This window comes from Tabrizicola flagellatus, assembly GCF_046295235.1.
Lineage (GTDB): Bacteria > Pseudomonadota > Alphaproteobacteria > Rhodobacterales > Rhodobacteraceae > Tabrizicola > Tabrizicola flagellata_A.
Genome location: NZ_JBKBLV010000011.1, coordinates 84,628 through 104,670, shown reverse-complemented (window position 1 = coordinate 104,670; position 20,043 = coordinate 84,628). Strand labels below are relative to the sequence as shown.

Genomic DNA, 20,043 nt, shown 5'->3' with positions numbered 1-20,043 from the left:
GACCCGGCGTTCAACCCTGAAGTGCGGGCAACCGCCCGGCGGGGCAACTCTGGCTTGAATGTGGCAGGGTAACGATGATTTTCCTGCAAGTTTCCTTTATTCGGGCGAAAGCTCTCCGCATTGTTGGTGTGACTGGCAAGGGATAGTGGAGGAGTGCGCGTGCAGACTTTCATTCAGAGCGGTCACCAGGTCTTCTCGTCCCACACCCTTGGCGTCCGGGTCATGCTCCTGACCGACCAGGCCGAAAGCCCGACCGCCCGGAGGCTTGCCGGTTACGGCAGCCAGGTCGACATGGTGGACGACCTCGACGATGCCGTGGCGGCGATCCTCAACGACCGCTTCGGCTATGATCTCTTCGTGATGGATTGCGACGGGTTCGGCGGCATTGCCGGGGCCGAACAGGCGATCTCGGCGCTGATCGCCGGGGATGCGAAGATGCGGGTGATGCTGGTCAGCCAGGAGTTCGACGTGCCCGTCTATCCCCTCGGGCGCCGCACGGCGGTCTGCCTGCCCGGCGATGTCACGGATGCCAGCTTCCGGATCGGCTTCGATCACGTCCTGCGCGACCGCGCCGCGGTGACCATGAACTGACGGATGCCGGGGGCGGCGCGCCGCCCCCGGCCGGCCGGCTTACGCCAGCGCGAGGTTCGTTGCGGATTCGCGTCCGTCACGGCCGGCTTCGATGTCGAAGGTGACCGGCTGGCCATCCTTCAGGCTGCGCAGCCCCGCGCGCTCCAGCGCGGTGATGTGCACGAACACGTCCTTCTTGCCGCCTTCCGGGGCGATGAAGCCGTAACCCTTGGTTTCATTGAACCATTTCACGGTGCCCTTGGCCATCGTGAAGTCTCCTGTCTAGTCTGCCCGCCCGCGGGATGCGGCGGCTTGGCCCCGTCAGCTTGAAGTCGATTGCTGTGGCCGATGGTCGGAGACAGTGGTCGAAAAGATAACGTCGCAGGCCGAAGATAGGCGAAACGGCCTTCGATTCCAAGCGGTAAACTTCGGAAAACCTTGCCGAACGCCCGATGTCGCACAATGATATCAACGGCTTGAAAACCGTCGCGCCTGTCTTGCCGCGCGCTGCATGCGAAAGCTCTTTTCGGCTTGCCCTTTTCGAAATACTCCCGCCGGAGGCATCCGCCGTCGGACGGGGGCGCAGGGACGGGAAATATGATCTTCACGGTGGCAATCGATGGGCCGGCAGCTGCCGGCAAGGGCACCATCAGCCGTGCCATTGCGGATCGCTTCGGGTTCCGGCACCTTGACACGGGCCTCCTCTACCGCGCGGTGGGCGCCCTGGGCGGCGATCCGGTTGCCGCCGCGCGCGCCCTGCGCCCCGAGGACCTTGCCCGCGACGACCTGCGCACGCTTCAGGCCGGGCAGGCCGCGAGCCGGGTCGCCGCGATCCCCGAGGTGCGCGCCGCGCTCCTCGACTTCCAGCGCCGCTTTGCGCGGGGTGAGGGCGGCGCGGTCCTCGACGGGCGCGACATCGGCACGGTGATCTGCCCCGAGGCCGAGGTGAAGCTTTACGTCACCGCCAGCCCCGAGGTGCGCGCGCATCGCCGCTGGCTCGAGGTCGGGGGCGACGAAGCCCGCGTGCTCGCCGAAGTGCGAGAGCGCGATGCCCGCGACATGGGCCGGGCGGATGCTCCATTGAAACCCGCGCCGGATGCCGTCCTGATCGACACCAGCGCGATGGGGATCGACGAGGCGGTGGCCGCGGCCTGCGCCGTCGTGGCGGACCGGCTGCCGCAGCGCTGAAGCCGCCGCGCCTTGCAGCCGCGGGGGCGATGCGGCAGTCTGGCGCCGAAGGGCACAGGCAGGAGGATCGTTGCGTGGCGTTTGCCGGGCTCAAGGCCATGCTGGCGGGGGCCCTGCGCGACCGCGTGGCGGCCGTCCTGGCCTGGGTGGTGGCCAGCATCCTGCTCGCGACGGCCTGGGTGCTGACCGTCATCGCCGCGGTCACCTGGCTGGCGCCGCGCCTCGGCCCGATCGGCGCCCTGCTGGCGGTTGCGGGCGGTCTGGCCGTTCTGGCCCTCCTGGTCGTCTGGCTCGCCGGGGCGCAGAACCGTCGCTCGGCCGACCTGCGGGCGACGACCCGGGCGCTCTGGGCGGCGACGGCAGTCAGTGCGGCCAGCGCGATCCTGCGCGGCGAGCCTCAGGCGAAGGGCGACCCGCACGCGAACGGCCAGGACCCGGGCGGCAGGCATCGCTCGGCCCTGCTGATCGCCGGGGGGCTGGCGCTCTTGCTCCTCGCGTTTCTCTTCCCGTCCGGGCGGAGCGGCGGCGACGATCCGCCGGCCCCCGGGCCGGATGACGCCGCCTGAGGCGCCGGGGCAGGCTTTCCCTTGCCCCGGCGCGGATTTCCAACTATAGCGCGCGCATCCCGAATGGACGTCCCGCCGCCGGTTTGCCGGACGGCAGGGTTTTTTCGTTCGGGGCCAAGACCGGCGGAGCCAACCGCATGGCCAGTGAAACACGAGAAAAGGAAACTGAACACATATGTGCGCTAAAGCATCCATGGAAGACTTCGAAGCCCTCTTGAAGGAAAGCTTCGAGATCGACACCCCCGAAGAGGGCACTGTCGTCAAGGGCAAGGTCATCGCCATCGAGGCGGGCCAGGCCATCATCGATGTCGGCTACAAGATGGAAGGCCGCATCGACCTGAAGGAATTCGCAAATCCCGGCGAGGCCCCGAACATCAACGTGGGCGACACCGTGGAAGTCTATCTGGACCGCGTGGAAAATGCCCGCGGCGAAGCCCAGATCAGCCGTGAAAAGGCCCGCCGCGAGGAAGCCTGGGACCGTCTTGAAAAGGCCTATGCCGCCGAGCAGCGCGTCGATGGCGCGATCTTCGGTCGCGTCAAGGGCGGCTTCACGGTCGACCTCGGTGGCGCCGTGGCGTTCCTGCCCGGTTCGCAGGTTGACGTCCGTCCGGTGCGCGATGCCGGCCCGCTGATGGGCATGAAGCAGCCGTTCCAGATCCTGAAGATGGACCGTCGCCGCGGCAACATCGTCGTCTCGCGCCGCGCGATCCTGGAAGAGTCTCGCGCCGAACAGCGCGCCGAAGTCATCGGCAACCTGACCGAAGGTCAAGTGGTCGACGGCGTGGTCAAGAACATCACCGAATACGGTGCCTTCGTTGACCTTGGCGGTGTGGACGGCCTGCTGCACGTCACCGACATGGCCTGGCGCCGCGTCAACCACCCGTCGGAAATCCTGTCGATCGGCGAGACCGTCAAGGTTCAGGTCATCAAGATCAACAAGGAAACCCACCGCATTTCGCTGGGCATGAAGCAACTCCAGTCCGACCCGTGGGATACCGTCGAGAAGATGTATCCCATCGGTTCGGTCCACAAGGGCCGCGTCACCAACATCACCGACTACGGCGCCTTCGTGGAGCTGGAAGCGGGGGTCGAGGGGCTGGTCCACGTCAGCGAGATGTCCTGGACCAAGAAGAACGTGCACCCCGGCAAGATCGTCTCGACCTCGCAAGAGGTTGACGTCATGGTTCTGGAAATCGACAGCGCCAAGCGTCGTGTTTCGCTTGGTCTGAAGCAGACCCAGCGTAACCCGTGGGAAGTCTTTGCCGAGAACCACCCGATCGGGTCGGCCATCGAGGGCGAAGTCAAGAACATCACCGAATTCGGTCTGTTCGTCGGGCTCGAGAACGACATCGACGGGATGGTGCACCTGTCCGACCTCAGCTGGGACCAGCGTGGCGAGGAAGCGATCCAGAACTACCGCAAGGGCGACGTGGTCAAGGCCGCGGTCACCGAGGTGGATGTCGAGAAGGAGCGCATCTCGCTCTCGATCAAGGCGCTGGGCGACGACACCTTCAGCGATGCGGTTGACGGCGTGAAGCGTGGTGCGGTCATCACCGTGACCGTTTCGGCCATCGAGGATGGCGGGATCGAGGTCGAATACAACGGCCAGAAGTCCTTCATCCGCCGGTCCGACCTGGCGCGCGACCGCGCCGACCAGCGCCCCGAGCGCTTCCAGGTGGGCGACCACGTCGACGTCCGTGTGACCAACATCGACCCGAAGACCCGCAAGCTGGGCCTGTCGATCAAGGCGCGCGAGATCGCCGAGGAGAAAGAGGCCGTCGAGCAGTACGGATCGTCCGATTCGGGCGCCTCGCTGGGCGACATCCTGGGCGCGGCCCTGAAGGACCGCACCTGACATCGTCGGCTGAACCTGCGATTGAATGCAAAGGCCCCGTCACAAGCGGGGCCTTTTCCTTTGCGCCAAGTCCCCGTTTTCATTTGCCCGGAGGCAAATCCTGCCGCTATAGTCCCGCGAGAACAACAGCGTGGCGGCCGACTGCCATCGGCCAGACCACAGGGGGGACTACGGATGATCCGTTCGGAACTGATCCAGAAGATCGCGGATGAGAACCCGCATTTGACCCAGCGGCATGTCGAGCGGATCGTGAACACGGTCTTCGAAGAGATCATCGAGGCGCTGGCCAAGGGCGACCGGGTGGAACTGCGCGGCTTCGGCGCCTTCTCGGTCAAGGCCCGCGACGCGCGGGTCGGTCGCAACCCCCGCACGGGCGAGGCGGTGAAGGTCGAGGACAAGAAGGTCCCCTTCTTCAAGACCGGCAAGCTGCTGCGCGACCGGCTTAACGGCAAGTAGCCGGCCCCGTGCCTTGCGCCCGGGGCGGTTAGGGCCGATAGTGACAGCGGAACCCCTGGGACGCGCTTCGCATGATCCGCTATCTTCGACTGATCTTCCTGGGCCTTCTGGGTCTTGGCCTTCTGACCGTCGCGCTGGCGAACCGGACAGCGGTGCCGGTGCGCCTGCTGCCGCCTGATCTGGCGGCGCTGACCGGGTTGACCTGGGGGATGGAACTGCCGTTGTTCCTGGTCATCTTTGCGGCGATCATCGCGGGGGTGCTGATCGGCTTCGTCTGGGAATGGTTCCGCGAACACGGCCACCGCGCAACCGCCAGCCAGAAGGCGCGCGAGGTGGCACGGTTGGAGCGGGAACTGGCCGTCCTGAAGGATGCTACCTCGGTCCCGCCGAAGGACGAGGTGCTGGCGCTCTTGGAAAAGCGCTAATGCGGGATGTCCGCGTCAAGATCTGCGGGTTGAAGTCGCCCGCCGATGTCGCTGCGACGGCCGCGGCCGGTGCGGCCTATGCGGGCTTCAACTTCTTCCCCAGGTCGCCGCGTCATGTCACGCCCGAACAGGCCCGGGCTCTGGCCTTGGTCGCGCCGGACGGGCTGTGCAAGGTTGCGCTGGTGGTCGATGCCGACGACGCGACGCTGGATGCGATCGTGGCCGAGGTCCCGCTCGACATGCTGCAACTCCACGGTCACGAGACGCCCGCGCGGGTGGCCGAGGTGAAGGCCCGCTACGGCCTGCCGGTGATGAAGGTGATCGGTGTGGCCGAGGAAGCCGACTTCGCGGGGCTTCTGGACTTCCAGCTGGTCGCCGATCAGATCCTGGTGGATGCCAAGGCGCCCAAGGGGGCAGTCCTGCCGGGGGGCAACGGGCTGACCTTCGACTGGCGGCTTCTGGTCGGACGCACGTGGTTGAAGCCCTGGATGCTGGCGGGCGGTTTGACGCCGGAAAACGTCGGGCAGGCCATCCAGCGCACGGGAGCGCGACAGGTCGATGTGGCCTCGGGCGTGGAAAGCGCGCCGGGGGTGAAGGATGCCGCGCGGATCGCCGCATTCGTCGAGGCAGCCCAGGGCGTGAAGGGCGGCGTGCCGATCCTGCGCTGAAATCGCACCGGAGTTTTCGAAAACTCCGGCTTTTCCCGATCATGCATTGGCGCTACATCCCTCAGGGAACAACGGGGGTGCAGCATGGCCGAGGACGGGTTGAACAGCTTCATGACGGGACCGGACGAGGCGGGCCGCTTCGGCCTCTTCGGAGGGCGCTTCGTCAGCGAGACGCTGATGCCGCTGATCCTGGAACTGGAAGAGCGTTACAACCACGCAAAGACGGACCCGAGTTTCTGGGCCGAGATGGACGACCTCTGGAAGCATTATGTCGGCCGGCCCTCACCCCTGTATTTCGCGCCCCGGCTGACCGAACATCTGGGCGGCGCCAAGGTCTACATGAAGCGCGACGAGCTGAACCATACCGGCGCGCACAAGATCAATAACGTGCTGGGCCAGATCATCCTGGCCCGCCGCATGGGCAAGACCCGGATCATCGCCGAGACAGGCGCGGGCCAGCATGGTGTGGCCACCGCCACGGTCTGCGCAAAGTTCGGGCTGAAATGCGTAGTCTACATGGGCGCGCATGACGTGGAACGCCAGGCGCCGAACGTGTTCCGCATGAAGCTCCTCGGCGCCGAGGTGATCCCGGTGACCTCGGGGCGCGGCACGCTGAAGGACGCGATGAACGATGCCTTGCGCGACTGGGTGACCAATGTCCGCGATACCTTCTACTGCATCGGCACCGTGGCTGGCCCGCATCCCTATCCGGCGATGGTGCGCGACTTCCAGTCGATCATCGGCAAGGAAGTCCGCTGGCAACTGGCCGAGCAGGAGGGCGAGGGGCGGCTTCCGGATGTGGTGGTCGCGGCCATCGGCGGCGGGTCGAACGCGATGGGCCTGTTCTACCCGTTCCTCGACGACCCCTCGGTCCGCATCGTGGGGGTCGAGGCCGGCGGCAAGGGCGTGGACGACCGGATGGAGCATTGCGCCTCGCTGACCGGCGGGCGGCCCGGCGTGCTGCACGGCAACCGGACCTACCTGTTGCAGGATGCGGATGGGCAGATCCTCGAAGGCTTCTCGATCAGCGCAGGTCTCGACTACCCGGGAATCGGGCCGGAACATGCTTGGCTACACGATGTGGGTCGCGCCGAATACGTCAGCATCACCGATGCCGAGGCGCTGGAGGCGTTCCAGCTGTGCTGCAAGCTTGAGGGAATCATCCCGGCGCTGGAGCCGTCGCACGCTCTCGCTCAGGTCATGAAGCTGGCGCCGGCGCTGCCGAAGGACAAGATCATCGTGATGAACATGTGCGGGCGCGGCGACAAGGACATCTTCACCGTGGCCAAGCACCTGGGCGTACAAATGAAGGTCTGAGTGCCGCCGATCTGCGTTCAGGAGGGGCGGCCGACTGTCTTGCCGTCCTTTTCCGTTCTTCTGAGGGAAATCCGGACCCTCTGCCGGTCTGCATCTACCCTCGAAGCGTCCCTGGCTGCTTCCTAAACTATAGTTTAGGCCCGCAAACCTGCGGCATAGATGTCCAGCACTAAACTGCCGTTCAATGGCCATCACCCCAGTCCCGGGGGCATTCCGTTCTCATGCACTTGTCGACGGCAAACGCCTCGTCCGGTGCGAGTCCTGAGAACGAGGGAGATCATTTATGAAACTGAGAACCACACTTTCCTGCTACGCCGCTGCGGTTGTCCTGTCGGCCGGTGCCGCCTTCGCCGCCGTCGATGGCAATGCCCTGGCAGACCGCCTGCTGGCGGAAGGGTACGATTTCGTCGGGGTCAAGGTTGGCCCGACCCAGACCAAGGTCGAGGCGATCAAAGGGACCGAAAAGGTCGAGATCGTCTACGACAACGAGGCGTTGCAGGAGATCAAGCGCGAGGTGGAAACGGCGGATGCGGACGAGATCGGCCGCACGGGCAGAGAGGTCCGGACGGTCAAGCGTGACTTCGAGCGCTTCGGGGACGACGACAAAAACCGCCGCCACGGCAAGGGCGCTGACGACGACGACGAAGATCACGACCGCAAAGGGCGTGGCAGCGACGATGATCACGATGACGACCATGGGCGCGGCGGGGATGATCATGGCGGCGGCGACAATGACGGCGATCGCGGTGGCGACGACGACTGAGCCCCACAAGCCCGAGAAAGCGGAGAGCCCCGGCCTTGCCGGGGCTTTCGGCGTGGCACATAATTCAAGCGAGCGGACCCGGGTGGCGAAATGAGACGGCGCGTGTTCATGGCGGGACTTGCCGTCGGGCTTCTCGGCGGGGCTCCGGCATTCGCAGAGGATGTGGTTGCAAGTGTCAAGCGGCAGCTCAGGTCGCTTGGGTTTCGCTCGATCGTCGAGGAACGGACCCTTCTTGGGCGCGTCCGAATCACTGCAACCCGCAAGGACGGCGTTCGCGAGATCATCGTGAACCCGAAAACAGGTGAGATCCTGCGGGACTTGTGGTTGGCAAAGGGCAGCGGCAGCGGAATGCCGATCATCGATGACCGCGAGGGAAGCAGTGGCGTCAGCGCGAGCGGAGGGGGCCGTAGCGATGACAAAGATGATGATGACGACCGCGACGATGACGATCGTGACGATGACGATCGTGACGATGACGATGATTGATCGGCCCGTCCGTCGAGGGTTGTCCGCGTGAGACGAGCAGCGCCGTTCATCGCCATTTTTGTCATCCAGGCGCTTTGCGCCTTCTTTTTCGTATCCGACATCCTGTCCTCGGTCGTGGGGTTCCGCAGTTCGCCGATCAGCTGGGAAATGCGCGAGGCGCTCGAGATCGGTGCAGCCGTCGGGCTGGTGCTGGGCGTGGTGGTCGGTGGGCTCATGTTGCGGCAGGCCCTGCGCGACCGGCACCGGGCCGAGGAGCAGCTTCGGCGTGCCTCAGGGGCCTTTGCCGACCTTCTGCAAGAGCGTTTCGAGGAATGGGGACTGACGCCTTCGGAAAAGGACGTCGCACTGTTCGCGATCAAGGGGATGTCGACGGCCGAGATCGCGCAGTTGCGGTCGACCAGCGAGGGCACGGTGAAGGCGCAGACCAATGCGATCTATCGCAAGGCCGGCGTGACCGGGCGGCCGCAGCTTCTGTCGCTGTTCATCGAGGATCTCATGCGGGACGACGGGGCGATCCGCCCGATGCCGGAGGCCACGCCGGACGCCGCCGTGCCGGTCAAGTAGGCTGGCTGGTCAATCGCTGGCGTGCTGCTGCAGGATCTCGATCGGGACCACGGCCAGCGTTGCCTGATGCGTGGCCGCAAGCCTGACTTGCGGGGCCGCGCCTTCCTCGTGTGCTTGCAGGAAACGGCTGGCGCAAAGGCACCATTGGTCGCCAGGTTTCAGCCCCGCGAAGCCGTATTCCGGCCGAGGGGTGGACAGGTCGTTGCCCAAATACTTCGAGAGCGCCAAGAACTCGGCCGTCATCAGCGCGCAGACGGTGTGCAGGCCGCGGTCCATCGGGCCGGTGTTGCAGCAGCCGTCGCGGAAGAAGCCGGTCACCGGGTCGGTGGAGCAGGGCTCGAGCGGCTGGCCAAGGACATTGAGCGAGGGAAGCTTCATCGGCAAAGAATGGCAGGCCGGGCGGCCGCTGTCCAGTGGCGTTCCCGGTGGGCAGCCTCTCCCACCCGAATGAAATCAATGGCTTGTCTGCGGGAAATCAGGAAGGCTCAACCGATGGCTAGCGACAGTCCACTCCGTAGTCCGCGACGACCGGAAAGCTGCCGTCCTCGCCGAATTCGCCCATGGTGGTGACACCGAGGCTGCCTGCCGGGCCGGCATAGGCATAGCCGCAAAAGCCGAAGCCGGTGCCGGAACAGTCATCGACCTCTGGCACGCCGCGCGCGGCGATCTCGGCGTCGAGGCCCATGCTGCCGCTCCGGTCGCCGACATGGGGCTGCGGTTGCCAGCCGGCCCCGGCCAGCCTTTCCCGTGCGATGTCGATGGGAAGGCCGTAGATCAGCGGCACCTCGGTGGCCCCGTTGCAGACCGGCTCGGATGCGGCGAGCGGCACGACGGCGATGCCATCCGTCCCCTGGGGCCGGATGTCGGCAAGCGGCATCGGCAGAAAATCGCCCGACCAGAGCCGGAGCCCGGTGTCGGCAAAGGGTGCGACAAAGCCGATCGGCAGCTGCTCCGCGTCGGTGGCGTAGATCAGTGCGGTCAGGCGGTCGCCACGGAAGAACCCGACGTTGCCATCCTGGCGCAGGCAGGTGCCCGAAGTGCCTTGCACGAAGCTGCCGACAAAGCTGACGGCGGTCAGGTCGCCGAACGGGATCTCGGCCGTGACCGTCCAGCCAAGGGCCTGTGCGGCGCGTCCGGCCGCGGTTCCGGGCGTGATGGCCAGATGATCGCAGAAGGCGACATCCCCCGGTGTCGTCGGCGCGGTGGGCAGGCGATCCAGTGCCACGATGTCGAGGCCAGGGATCTGCGAGGAAAGGGGGGCTTCGGCCAGGGCGGGTGCGGCGAGGGCGAGGCTTGCGGCAACGGCAGGGCGGAACGACACGGGCAAGGCTCCATCGGGCGGATGCCGGAACCTGAGCCCGTGTGGGCCGGGATGTCGAGTGGGGATCTCCGCACCCCCGCAAGAGGGCAACCGGACACGCCTACAGGCGGTACGGGGGATCAGGTCGCCCGAGACGAGCGCCGTCAGCACGCGGGGCAAGGGCCAGAGCCGGGAAAGCGGCGCAAGCAGGTGGTCGCGCAGGACCGGCAGCAGCCGGCTGTGCGACTGGTACTGCGGGGTGAAGGCGGCCGAGAGGGCCTGGTAGAGGCCAAGATGCCAGCGGCGCGCCCGATGGTAGGCTGGCAGCGCCTGATCCAGCGGCAGTCGCAGGGCCCGGGCAAGCGCCTGGGCATCGAGCAGCGCCATGTTGGCGCCCTGGCCAAGCTGGGGGCTGGCCCGGTGGGCGGCATCGCCGATGTGGATGAGGCGCCGGCTGTAGGGTCGGCGGAGCGTCCCGTGACTGTAGCGGGCCGGGGAAAGCTGGGTCTTGTCGGCGATCAGGTCTAGAAACGGGATCATCGCGGGCCAGAAAGCTGCGACCTCGGCCTGCCAGCGGTGCAGGGGTTTCGCAGGCCATTCGTCAAGCTCGGCCGCCGACAGCGACCAGAAGACGGCGGCCCGGGGCGTCGGATCATCGGGCAGGCAGCCGATCGGCAGGATACCGGCCATGCGCGAGGCGCGGTGGTAGCGCTGGCGCAGCTCGGTCAGGGGAAGGTCGGTCGCGGGCCAGGGGACATGGGCCCAGACCGCGCCGAACGGCAGCGCCCGGGCGGTGAGGGGGGCAAGGCGGGAGCCCGCGCCGGAGGCGTCGACGATCAGGTCGAAGGGGCCAAGCTCGCCCCGGTCGGTGACCAGATGGATCGCGTCCGGCGTTGCGCGGGTGCCGGTGGCGGCGTGGCCGGTGACAGGGCGGACCCCGGCACGGGTGGCGGCCTGCCACAGGATGTTGAACAGCGCCGCGCGGTGCATGGCAAGGCCGGGTGCCTGCGGTCGGTAGGCGACATCCAGCGCGACCTTTCGCCCGGAGTGGCCAAGCATCCGGGTGAGCGGGGCGCCGAGGCGGCGCGCCTCGTCCCCGGCGCCGATGGCATCCAGCGCGGCAAGGCCGACGGGCTGGACGACCAGGCCGGCGCCGAGCGGTCTCGGCGTCTCGAACCGTTCGAAGACTGTGACGCTGTGGCCCTCCCGGGCGAGAAGGGTTGCGGCGGCGAGGCCGCCGATCCCGGCCCCGGCGATGGCGATGCAGTAGGTCATGGAGCATCGATGGCAGCGGAGTGTCGTTGCGGCAAGGGCTGCGGTGTCGCGGGGCGGCTTTCGAACGGAGCGCCTGGCGGCGCGAGCCTCCTGTCTCGTCGTCCGGCTGCGCCTCCTCCTCGGGTGATGAGGGCGCTGCCCCCAAACCCCCGGGATATTTGCAGACAGGCGAATGGGTATCGGGGCGGGCTGGACCCTTCGGCGGCCTTTGTCTATAAGGCCGCCATGCTTATGGGACGGGTTCTTCGCGCGCGAATTACTTGCCCGGCGGGCTGAGGCCCGGCCGGGTTCGTCGTTTTGCCGCTGGCCCGTGACGGGCCGACCTGCCCCTGAATTCCTGAGGTTTCCCTCCCATGTGCGCCGATACCGCCGCTGTTGACTACCGCGACACCGTCTTCCTGCCCGAGACCGCCTTCCCGATGCGCGCGGGGCTTCCCCAGCGCGAGCCCGACTGGCTGGCCCGGTGGGAGCGGATCGGGGTCTATGACCGCTTGCGGGAGCGCGCGGCGGGCCGCGCACCCTTCGTGCTGCACGATGGCCCGCCTTACGCCAACGGCCACCTGCACATCGGCCATGCGCTGAACAAGGTCCTGAAGGACATGGTGGTGCGGTCCCAGCAGATGATGGGCCGCGACGCGCGCTATGTGCCGGGCTGGGACTGCCACGGCCTGCCGATCGAATGGAAGATCGAGGAGCAGTATCGGGCGAAGGGCCTAAACAAGGACGATGTGGACACCGTCGCCTTCCGCCAAGAGTGCCGCCGCTTTGCCGAGGGCTGGATCGACATCCAGCGCGAGGAGTTCAAGCGGCTGGGCGTCACCGGCAAGTGGGACAGGCCCTACCTGACCATGGACTACCACGCCGAGGCGGTGATCGCCGACGAGTTCATGAAGTTCCTGATGAACGGCACGCTCTACCAGGGGTCGAAGCCGGTGATGTGGTCTCCGGTCGAGAAGACCGCGCTGGCCGAGGCGGAGGTGGAGTATCACGACCATACCTCGCATCAGGTCTGGGTGCGGTTCCGGGTTATCCATGGCGAAGCGCTGTTCACCCGGACGCCGACCGATGTGCTGATCTGGACCACGACGCCATGGACCATCCCGCAGAACCGGGCCGTCGCCTTTGGACCAGACATCGCCTACGGGCTTTACGAGATCATCGGGCGGCCGGAAGACAGTTCGGCGATCATCGGGCATCGGGTGATTGTGGCGGACAAACTGGCCGAGGCTGTCTTCGGTCAGGCCAGGCTGGTCGGGCCGGAGATGGTGCGGCGGCTGGGTGACGTCTCGGCGGCGGACCTGAAGGGCATGGTCATGGCGCATCCCTTCCGGGGCGTCGAAGGCGGCAATGGCGAATGGGACTATGACGTCCCGATGCTGCCGGGCGAGCATGTCACCGACGACGCCGGCACCGGCTTTGTCCATACCGCGCCCAGCCATGGCGACGACGACTATCAGCTGGGCGTCAGGTTCGGCCTGCCGATGACCTACAATGTCGAGGCTGACGGCTCCTACCGCGCCGACCTGCCGCTGTTCGGCGGGCAGCACATCATCACTCCGGACGGCAAGGAAGGGCCGGCGAACGTGTCGGTCATCAAGCAGCTGGCCTACACGGGCGCGCTTTTCGCCAAGGGCAAGTTCAAGCACCAGTATCCGCATTCCTGGCGGTCCAAGGCCCCGGTGATCTACCGCAACACGCCGCAGTGGTTCGTCGCCATTGACAAGGCGCTCGATGACGGCATGTCCACCTATGGCGACACGATCCGGAAACGGGCGCTGAACTCGATCAATCAGCTTGTCGAATGGACCCCCGCCACGGGTCGCAACCGGCTGCATTCGATGATCGAGGCCCGGCCCGACTGGGTGCTGTCGCGCCAGCGCGCCTGGGGCGTGCCGCTGACCTGCTTCGTCAAGAAGGGGGCGCGGCCGGATGCGCCGGACTTCCTGCTCAAGAAGGCCGAGGTGAACGCCCGGATCAGGGCGGCCTTCGAGGCGGAAGGCGCCGATGTCTGGTATGTGCAAGGATTCAAGGAAAAGGTCCTGTCCGGCATCGTCGATCCGTCCGATTATGAACAGGTCTATGACGTGCTGGACGTCTGGTTCGACTCCGGCTCCACCCATGCCTTCGTCCTGCGCGACCGCGAGGACGGCAGCCCGGACGGCATCGCCGACCTTTACCTCGAAGGCACCGACCAGCATCGCGGCTGGTTCCATTCCTCGATGCTGCAAGCCTGCGGCACCAAGGGCCGCGCGCCCTATCGGGGGGTGCTGACCCACGGCTTCACGCTCGACGAGAAGGGCATGAAGATGTCCAAGTCGCTGGGCAACACCGTCGCCCCGCAGGAGGTGATCCAGGATTACGGCGCCGACATCCTGCGGCTCTGGGTGGCGCAGTCCGACTATACCGTGGACCTGCGCATCGGGAAGGAGATCCTGAAGGGCGTGGCCGACAGCTACCGGCGGCTGCGCAATACCATGCGCTACATGCTGGGCGCGCTGTCGGGCTTCACCGAGGCCGAGCGGGTCGATCCCGCCGAGATGCCGGAGCTGGAACGCTGGGTGCTGCATCGGCTCGCCGAACTCGACGCCGAGGTGCGCAAGGGCTATGCCGCCTACGACTTCCAGGGCGTGTTCCAAAAGCTGTTCACCTTCTGCACCACGGACCTGTCGTCGATCTACTTCGACATCCGCAAGGACGCGCTCTACTGCGACGCGCCCGGCGCGCTGCGCCGCCGCGCCTGCCGGACGGTGATGGACCTGCTCTTCCACCGCCTGACCACCTGGCTCGCGCCGATCCTCGTCTTCACCATGGAAGAGGTCTGGCTGGAACGCTTCCCCGGCGAGGACAGCTCGGTCCACCTGGTCGATTTCCCCGAGACCCCGGCAAGCTGGCGCGACGAGGCGCTGGCCGGGAAGTGGGAAACCATCCGCGACGCGCGTCGGGTGGTTACCGGGGCGCTCGAGGTGCAGCGGACCGCGAAGGTGATCGGCGCCAGCCTCGAGGCCGCGCCCGAGGTCTTCGTTTCGCCCGCCATGGCCGCGATCCTCGGCAGCGTCGATTTCGCCGAGACCTGCATCACCTCGGACCTCACCCTGCGCACGGGCGAGCCGACGGAAGGCGCCTTCCGGCTGGCCGATGTGCAGGGAGTCGCGGTCCAGTTCCACCCCGCGACCGGGCAGAAATGCGAACGCTGCTGGAAGGTGCTGCCCGACGTGGGCACGCACAGGCACCCCGGCACCTGCCGGCGCTGCAACGACGCGCTGGACTGACGCGGCGCGACGACCGGGCGCAGGCTGACGGGCACGGGACGAAACTTTCGCCAGCGAAACGTGGTATCCTTACCCGATCAAGGGAGGACGCCATGATCCATCGCAGCCCCTACCCGCCGGTCGCCCTTACCGGCGAAAGCATCACCCAGCGCGTGCTGCGCGGCCTTGGCCCGGACCCGGACCGGGTGGTGCTGATCGACGGTCCCTCGGGGCGCGAGATGACCGCCGGCGCGCTCGAGACGGGGATCCGGCGCCTCGCCGGCGGGCTGAGGGCGCGCGGGCTCGGCAAGGGCGACGTGGTGGCGATCCTCGCGCCGAACCTGCCGGACTATGCCGTGGTCTTTCACGGCGTGGCCTTTGCGGGCGCGACGGTGACGACCATCAACCCGACCTACACCGCGCCCGAGGTCGCGCATCAGCTGGAGGATTCCGGCGCGCGGCTTCTGGTCACCCTGCCGCCCTTCCTCGACACCGCCCAGGCCGCCGCCGGCGATGTCGAGATCGTGGTGATCGGCGCCGCCCAGGGCGCGACGCCCCTTGCCGCGCTGATGGGCGATCCGCTCGCCGAGCAGGTCCCGGTCGATGCCGCGCGCGACGTGGCGGTGCTGCCCTATTCCTCGGGCACCACCGGCCTGCCCAAGGGCGTGCGGCTCAGCCACAGGAACCTCGTGGCCAATGTCGATCAGTCGCTCGCCGTGATCGGCTGCGATCCCGGCCAATGGTCGGTGGGCTTCCTGCCCTTCTTCCACATCTACGGCCAGACCGTGCTGATGAACATGCACCTGGCGGCCGGGGCCGGGATCATCACCATGCCGCGCTTCGACCTCGAGATGTTCCTGACGCTCGTCGCACGCCACCGGACGCCCACGCTCTTCTGCGCCCCGCCGGTGGCCGTCGCGCTGGCCAAGCATCCGATGGTGGCGGGGTTCGACCTGTCCTGCGTGGAACGCTTCTTCTCCGGCGCGGCACCCCTTGGCGGCGAGATCGGCGACGCCGTGGCCGCGCGGCTCGGCTGCCAGTCGGTACAGGGCTACGGCATGACCGAGATGAGCCCGGTCAGCCATGCGACCCCGCGCGGGCAGGCGCGCCAGGGTTCGGTCGGGGTCACGCTTCCGTCCACCGAATGCCGCATCGTGGTCGATGGCCGCGACGCGGAGCCGGGCGAGGCGGGCGAACTCTGGGTGCGCGGGCCGCAGGTGATGCTCGGCTATCACAACCGCCCCGCGGCCACGGCCGAGACGCTGACACCGGACGGCTGGCTGAAGACCGGCGATCTGGCCGAGATCGACGCCGAGGGCTGGGTCTTCATCCGCGACCGGCTGAAGGAACTGATAAAGGTCAAGGGCTTCCAGGTGGCCCCCGCCGAGGTGGAGGCCGCGCTGCTGACCAGTTCGATGGTGAAGGACGCGGCCGTCAAGGGTGTGCCGGACGACGAGGCGGGCGAATTGCCCGTGGCCTATGTCGTCCCCGCCGAGGGCGCCGAAGAGGCCGCGATCCGCGCCCATCTCGCCGGGCAGCTCGCGCATTACAAGCTGCCGCAGCGCATCGTCTTCGTCGAGGCGATCCCGAAATCCGCCTCGGGCAAGATCCTGCGCCGGATGCTGCCGGGGTAGCTGTGGCTCGTCGAAGCCCTTCGGGCACTCCTCGCGCTGCGGCCGACGAGCGCCCGCAGGGCGACGAGGAGGTTCAGGGTTTCGCTACGGGAAAAGTCTTCGCCGGGGACCCCAGATCCCCCGGCGAAGAGTCAGGCCGATGCGCCCACGGGGAGACCGCGTGGCACCGGCGTCGATTGCAGGCGGGCCGACTTGACCAGCGCATCGGCGAGATCCTGGCCACGGCGCAGCGCGATCAGGTCGTCGCGGGTCAGGCCGATGTCGTCCAGCAGATGATCGTCGTTCCGCTCCAGCAGGAACGCGGTCGAGCGGCGCAGCTGCAAAAGGGCGATGAGACGGGCGAACATGACGGGACTCCTTGACTTGAGACCCAGAGATAGGGCCGGGTTTGACATTTCACAAGCGAATAGCTTTCATGGCTGACATGAACTTGATTCATGGGTAACCGATGCAGCCGCTCGACAGCGACCTGATGCGCAGCTTTCTGGCGGTGGCCGACTGCGGGTCGGTCACGGCGGCGGCGGATCGGCTGTTCCGCACCCAGTCGGCGGTCAGCCTCCAGATCAAGCGGCTGGAGGACAGCCTGGGCCAGCCGCTCTTCCATCGCCAGGCGCGCGGGGTGGCGCTGACGCCGAGGGGAGAGCAGCTTCTGCCCTATGCGCGGCGGGTGGTGGCGCTTCTGGACGAGGCGGCGATCGCGCTGCGGGAAAAGCCGCTTGTCGGTCCGGTGCGAGTCGGGATCTCGGACGAATATTCGGGCACCGTGCTGCCCCGCGCGCTGGCCGCCTTCGACGAACGGCACGAGGGCGTGCAGGTCTCGGTCCGGGTGGACCATTCCACCGCGCAGATCGCGGCGCTCGAGGCCGATGAGATCGACCTCGGCGTGATCTACGACTGGGCCTATGTGCAGGAGGGCGAGGTCCTGTGCATCGACCCGACGGTCTGGGTCACCTCGCTGACCCATGCCCAGCACCTGCGCCGCCCGGTGCCGGTCGCGGTCTATTTCCGCAGCCAGTGGAGCCGCGATTACGCCGAGATGTCGCTCGACCGGCACGGCATCGACTGGCGCGCGGCCTGGTCCTGCGACATGGCGGCGGGGTTCCGGGTGGCGGTGACGAACGGCATGGCCATCGCGCCCCTGTCGCGCAGCACGATCCCGCCGGGCTGCCGGGAACTGACAGCCGAGGACGGCTTTCCCATCGTGGACAGTGCGCGGGTGGTGCTGCGGCGCAACCCGCGCGGCACCTCTCCGGCGATCGAGGGCATGGCCGAAGTGCTGCGCGCGGCCTTCGCGCCCTTGGGAGGGGGGAAACCCGGATGATCCGCGCCGGGATGGTGGGGCCGTTCGGGCCGGTGGCGCTGGTCGAACGCGACGGGCTTCTGGTGGGCCTCGACTGGACGCTGCCCGACACACCGGGGCAAAGCGCGCTGCTGGCCGAGGGTCTGGCGCAGCTTGCCGCCTATTTCGCCGGGAGCCTGCGCCGCTTCGACCTGCCGCTCTACTGGGGGACGGGGTTGCATGCCGCCGTGCGGCGGGCGATGGCCGACATCCCGATGGGCGAGACGCGGACCTATGGCCAGATCGCGCGCATCGTCGGGGCTCCGCCGCAGGCGGTCGGGCAGGCCTGCGGCGCCAATCCGCTGCCGATCCTCATCCCCTGCCACCGGGTCACCGGCACGCGCCGGTTCGGCGGCTTCTCCGCCCCCGGCGGGGTTGAAACCAAGGCGGCGCTCCTCCGCCACGAGGGGGCGCTGCTCCTGTGACGCAGGACCTGCGCGCCGCGATCCTCGAAATGGCGCTCCGGCGAGGCAGGGGGCGCAGCTTCTGCCCCTCCGAGGTTGCAAGGGCCCTGGCCAGCGACTGGCGGCCGCTGATGCCCGCCCTGCGCGCCGTCGCGACCGAGATGCCCGAGATCCGCGCCACCCAGCGCGGGGTCGAGGTCGATCCCCGCACCGCGCGCGGCCCGATCCGGCTGCACTTGCGCTGAGCCTATCGAAACCCCCGCTCTGGACCTAAGGCGCGGCTTGTGTCGGCCCGCGCCGGGGTCTAGCCAGTCGTGTAACAGATTCATGACGGGTGCGACGTGACCCTTGGCGTGTTCCTGGCCGTCCTCGGCGCGGCCTTCCTCCATGCGCTGTGGAATGCGCTGATCAAGCTGGGCACTTCCAAGGTCGGCGGGATGGTGATCCTGTCCATCGTTGAGGTGCCGATCGGCCTAGCCGTCGTGATGCTGAGCCCCGCCATCGACCCCGCGGCGATCCCCTGGGTGCTCGCGGCGGGCTGCACGCATTTCGCCTACAAGTTCTTCCTGACCTATGCCTACGACCGGGGCGATCTCAGCCGGGTCTATCCCATCGCCCGCGGCGCCGCGCCGATGATCGTGGCGCTGGTGGGCGCGGTCTTCCTCGCCGATGCGGTCACCGGGCAGGAATACCTGGCCATCGCCGTGCTGGCCGCCGGGATCCTGCTGATGGCGCGCGGCGTCTTTTCCAGCGGCGAGGACCGCAGGCTTCTGCCCTTCGCCATCGGCTCTGCCTGCGCCACCGCGACCTACACGCTGATCGACGGGATGGGGGCGCGGGTCTCGGGCTCGGCCGCGGCCTATGTGGCCTGGGTCTTCGTCGCGGACGGGACCTTCTTTACCCTCGGCATGCTGGCCCTGCGCGGCTGGGACGTGATCCCGCGGAACTGGCACGCCTGGCGCATGGGGGCCTTCGCCTCGGCGGCCAGCTACGGCGCCTATGCGGTGTCGATCTGGGCCATGACGCTCGCGCCCATCGCGGTGGTCGCGGCCCTGCGCGAGACCTCGATCCTGTTTGCCGTGCTGATCGGCTGGCTGGCCTTCGGCGAGAAGATGAGCGGGGAAAAGGCGGTGGCGGCCCTGGTGATCGTCGCCGGCGTGATGCTGACGCGGCTGTAGCCGGGACCAAATTTCTTAAGCAAGAAATTTGCCAGAATCCTTGCTCAAGGATTCTGCCCCTATCGCACCCGACGGATCCCTTCCGGCACGACCTGCTGCACGATCCCGGCCAGCAACAGATACATCGAGGTCAGCACCAGCAGCCATTTCGCCACCGGCCCCTCGTTGAAGTCCCACCACGCCGCCCAGGCCGCAAGCGCGATCCAGGCGACGCAGACCGCCAGCGAGATCTCGTACCAGCGGCTGGTGCGGACCGGGTGGATGAATTTCAGGTTGGTGAACATGGTCACCGTCAACAGGATGACGACCACGAGGATGATCGCCTCGCCCGGCTTGGTGGCGAACAGGACCAGCACCACCATGTTCCAGCAGGCGGGAAAGCCGGCAAAGCTCTTGTCCTTGGTCTTCATCCGCGTGTCGGCGAAATAGACGACCGAGCCGTAGCAGATCACGATGATCGCCAGCCACCCCGTCCAGCCCGGCAAAAGGCCCGACTGGAACAGCGCGAAGGCCGGGATGAAGACATAGGTCAGGTAATCCACGATCAGGTCCATCAGGACCCCGTCATAGGTCGGCCAGTTCTTCCGCACGTCGTATTTCCGCGCCAGCGGCCCGTCGATCCCGTCCACGATCAGCGCCACCACCAGCCAGAGGAACATCAGGCTCCAGTCCTCCTTCACCGCGGCCAGCATGGCGAACATCGCCAGCACCGCGCCGGTGGCGGTCAGCAGGTGGACGGACAGGGCTTTCAGACGTGGGCTCATGGGGACTTGATGGCCGATTACGGGGCAGGGCGCAACAGGGGGG

22 protein-coding genes are annotated in these 20,043 nt (G+C 67.4%); 17 read left to right on the top strand and 5 right to left on the bottom strand.

Annotation, left to right across the window (positions count from 1 at the left end; all coding sequences use genetic code 11):
• Nucleotides 1-159 precede the first annotated feature (159 nt).
• Nucleotides 160-591: a hypothetical protein gene (locus ACK4IU_RS06845; RefSeq protein ID WP_409732967.1), complete on the top strand. Its 432-nt coding sequence runs from the start codon at nt 160-162 to the stop codon at nt 589-591.
• A 39-nt stretch (nt 592-630) separates the two neighbouring features.
• Here ACK4IU_RS06845 and ACK4IU_RS06840 read toward each other — a convergent pair whose 3' ends face one another.
• Nucleotides 631-837, bottom strand: coding sequence for a cold-shock protein (locus tag ACK4IU_RS06840; protein WP_103258321.1), 207 nt, complete (start codon nt 835-837; stop codon nt 631-633).
• 330 nt (nt 838-1,167) lie between these two features.
• On the opposite strand from ACK4IU_RS06840, the gene ACK4IU_RS06835 reads away from it, so the two are divergent.
• The 10 genes from ACK4IU_RS06835 (at nt 1,168) to ACK4IU_RS06790 (ending at nt 8,858) form a co-directional block, all read left to right on the top strand.
• Nucleotides 1,168-1,758, top strand: coding sequence for a (d)CMP kinase (locus tag ACK4IU_RS06835; protein WP_409732965.1), 591 nt, complete (start codon nt 1,168-1,170; stop codon nt 1,756-1,758).
• Nucleotides 1,759-1,832: 74 nt separating this feature from the next.
• Nucleotides 1,833-2,324 carry a hypothetical protein gene (locus ACK4IU_RS06830; RefSeq protein ID WP_409732963.1) on the top strand — a complete coding sequence of 164 codons (492 nt, stop codon included), beginning with the start codon at nt 1,833-1,835 and terminating at the stop codon, nt 2,322-2,324.
• A gap of 175 nt (nt 2,325-2,499) precedes the next feature.
• Entirely contained in the window at nt 2,500-4,179 is a 1,680-nt protein-coding gene (gene rpsA / locus ACK4IU_RS06825) for a 30S ribosomal protein S1 (protein WP_409732960.1), read from the top strand.
• Nucleotides 4,180-4,353: 174 nt separating this feature from the next.
• Nucleotides 4,354-4,635: an integration host factor subunit beta gene (gene ihfB, locus ACK4IU_RS06820; protein ID WP_149588931.1), complete on the top strand. Its 282-nt coding sequence runs from the start codon at nt 4,354-4,356 to the stop codon at nt 4,633-4,635.
• Nucleotides 4,636-4,706: 71 nt separating this feature from the next.
• Nucleotides 4,707-5,060: a LapA family protein gene (locus ACK4IU_RS06815; protein ID WP_149588930.1), complete on the top strand. Its 354-nt coding sequence runs from the start codon at nt 4,707-4,709 to the stop codon at nt 5,058-5,060.
• Entirely contained in the window at nt 5,060-5,728 is a 669-nt protein-coding gene (locus tag ACK4IU_RS06810) for a phosphoribosylanthranilate isomerase (protein ID WP_409732957.1), read from the top strand. Before ACK4IU_RS06815 ends, ACK4IU_RS06810 begins: the two co-directional genes overlap by 1 nt.
• Nucleotides 5,729-5,812: 84 nt before the next feature.
• Nucleotides 5,813-7,045, top strand: coding sequence for a tryptophan synthase subunit beta (gene trpB / locus ACK4IU_RS06805; protein WP_409732955.1), 1,233 nt, complete (start codon nt 5,813-5,815; stop codon nt 7,043-7,045).
• A 283-nt stretch (nt 7,046-7,328) separates the two neighbouring features.
• Nucleotides 7,329-7,808 (top strand): hypothetical protein, encoded by a 480-nt coding sequence (locus ACK4IU_RS06800; RefSeq protein WP_409732953.1) that lies wholly within the window; start codon nt 7,329-7,331, stop codon nt 7,806-7,808.
• A 108-nt stretch (nt 7,809-7,916) separates the two neighbouring features.
• A complete protein-coding gene (locus tag ACK4IU_RS06795) occupies nt 7,917-8,294 on the top strand; it encodes a hypothetical protein (protein ID WP_409732951.1) in 378 nt (125 codons plus the stop codon).
• Nucleotides 8,295-8,321: 27 nt separating this feature from the next.
• Entirely contained in the window at nt 8,322-8,858 is a 537-nt protein-coding gene (locus ACK4IU_RS06790) for a helix-turn-helix transcriptional regulator (protein WP_409732949.1), read from the top strand.
• A 9-nt stretch (nt 8,859-8,867) separates the two neighbouring features.
• On the opposite strand, the gene ACK4IU_RS06785 is transcribed toward ACK4IU_RS06790, so the two are convergent.
• Nucleotides 8,868-9,236 carry a DUF2237 family protein gene (locus ACK4IU_RS06785; protein ID WP_409732947.1) on the bottom strand — a complete coding sequence of 123 codons (369 nt, stop codon included), beginning with the start codon at nt 9,234-9,236 and terminating at the stop codon, nt 8,868-8,870.
• A gap of 118 nt (nt 9,237-9,354) precedes the next feature.
• On the bottom strand, nt 9,355-11,433 hold the full coding sequence (locus ACK4IU_RS06780) for an FAD-dependent oxidoreductase (RefSeq protein ID WP_409732945.1): 2,079 nt from the start codon (nt 11,431-11,433) through the stop codon (nt 9,355-9,357).
• Nucleotides 11,434-11,786: 353 nt separating this feature from the next.
• Here ACK4IU_RS06780 and ileS point away from each other — a divergent pair, with 353 nt between their 5' ends.
• Both ileS and ACK4IU_RS06770 read left to right on the top strand, forming a co-directional pair.
• Nucleotides 11,787-14,702 (top strand): isoleucine--tRNA ligase, encoded by a 2,916-nt coding sequence (gene ileS / locus ACK4IU_RS06775; RefSeq protein WP_409732942.1) that lies wholly within the window; start codon nt 11,787-11,789, stop codon nt 14,700-14,702.
• 92 nt (nt 14,703-14,794) lie between these two features.
• Nucleotides 14,795-16,315: an AMP-binding protein gene (locus tag ACK4IU_RS06770; protein WP_409732939.1), complete on the top strand. Its 1,521-nt coding sequence runs from the start codon at nt 14,795-14,797 to the stop codon at nt 16,313-16,315.
• Between the two features lie 131 nt (nt 16,316-16,446).
• Here the strand turns inward: ACK4IU_RS06770 and ACK4IU_RS06765 are convergent, their stop codons facing one another.
• On the bottom strand, nt 16,447-16,662 hold the full coding sequence (locus ACK4IU_RS06765) for a hypothetical protein (protein ID WP_409732937.1): 216 nt from the start codon (nt 16,660-16,662) through the stop codon (nt 16,447-16,449).
• Nucleotides 16,663-16,763: 101 nt separating this feature from the next.
• On the opposite strand from ACK4IU_RS06765, the gene ACK4IU_RS06760 reads away from it, so the two are divergent.
• The 4 genes from ACK4IU_RS06760 to ACK4IU_RS06745 all read left to right on the top strand — a co-directional run bounded on the left by ACK4IU_RS06760 (nt 16,764) and on the right by ACK4IU_RS06745 (nt 19,236).
• Complete coding sequence (locus ACK4IU_RS06760; RefSeq protein WP_409732935.1) at nt 16,764-17,636, top strand: LysR family transcriptional regulator; 873 nt, start codon at nt 16,764-16,766, stop codon at nt 17,634-17,636.
• Nucleotides 17,633-18,079, top strand: coding sequence for a methylated-DNA--[protein]-cysteine S-methyltransferase (locus ACK4IU_RS06755; protein WP_409732933.1), 447 nt, complete (start codon nt 17,633-17,635; stop codon nt 18,077-18,079). The genes ACK4IU_RS06760 and ACK4IU_RS06755 overlap by 4 nt, the downstream gene beginning before the upstream one ends.
• Nucleotides 18,076-18,303, top strand: coding sequence for a DUF3253 domain-containing protein (locus ACK4IU_RS06750; protein WP_409732931.1), 228 nt, complete (start codon nt 18,076-18,078; stop codon nt 18,301-18,303). The genes ACK4IU_RS06755 and ACK4IU_RS06750 overlap by 4 nt, the downstream gene beginning before the upstream one ends.
• A 96-nt stretch (nt 18,304-18,399) precedes the next feature.
• Entirely contained in the window at nt 18,400-19,236 is an 837-nt protein-coding gene (locus tag ACK4IU_RS06745) for an EamA family transporter (RefSeq protein WP_409732928.1), read from the top strand.
• Between the two features lie 59 nt (nt 19,237-19,295).
• Here ACK4IU_RS06745 and ACK4IU_RS06740 read toward each other — a convergent pair whose 3' ends face one another.
• A complete protein-coding gene (locus ACK4IU_RS06740) occupies nt 19,296-20,000 on the bottom strand; it encodes a CDP-alcohol phosphatidyltransferase family protein (RefSeq protein ID WP_409732926.1) in 705 nt (234 codons plus the stop codon).
• Nucleotides 20,001-20,043 lie beyond the last annotated feature (43 nt).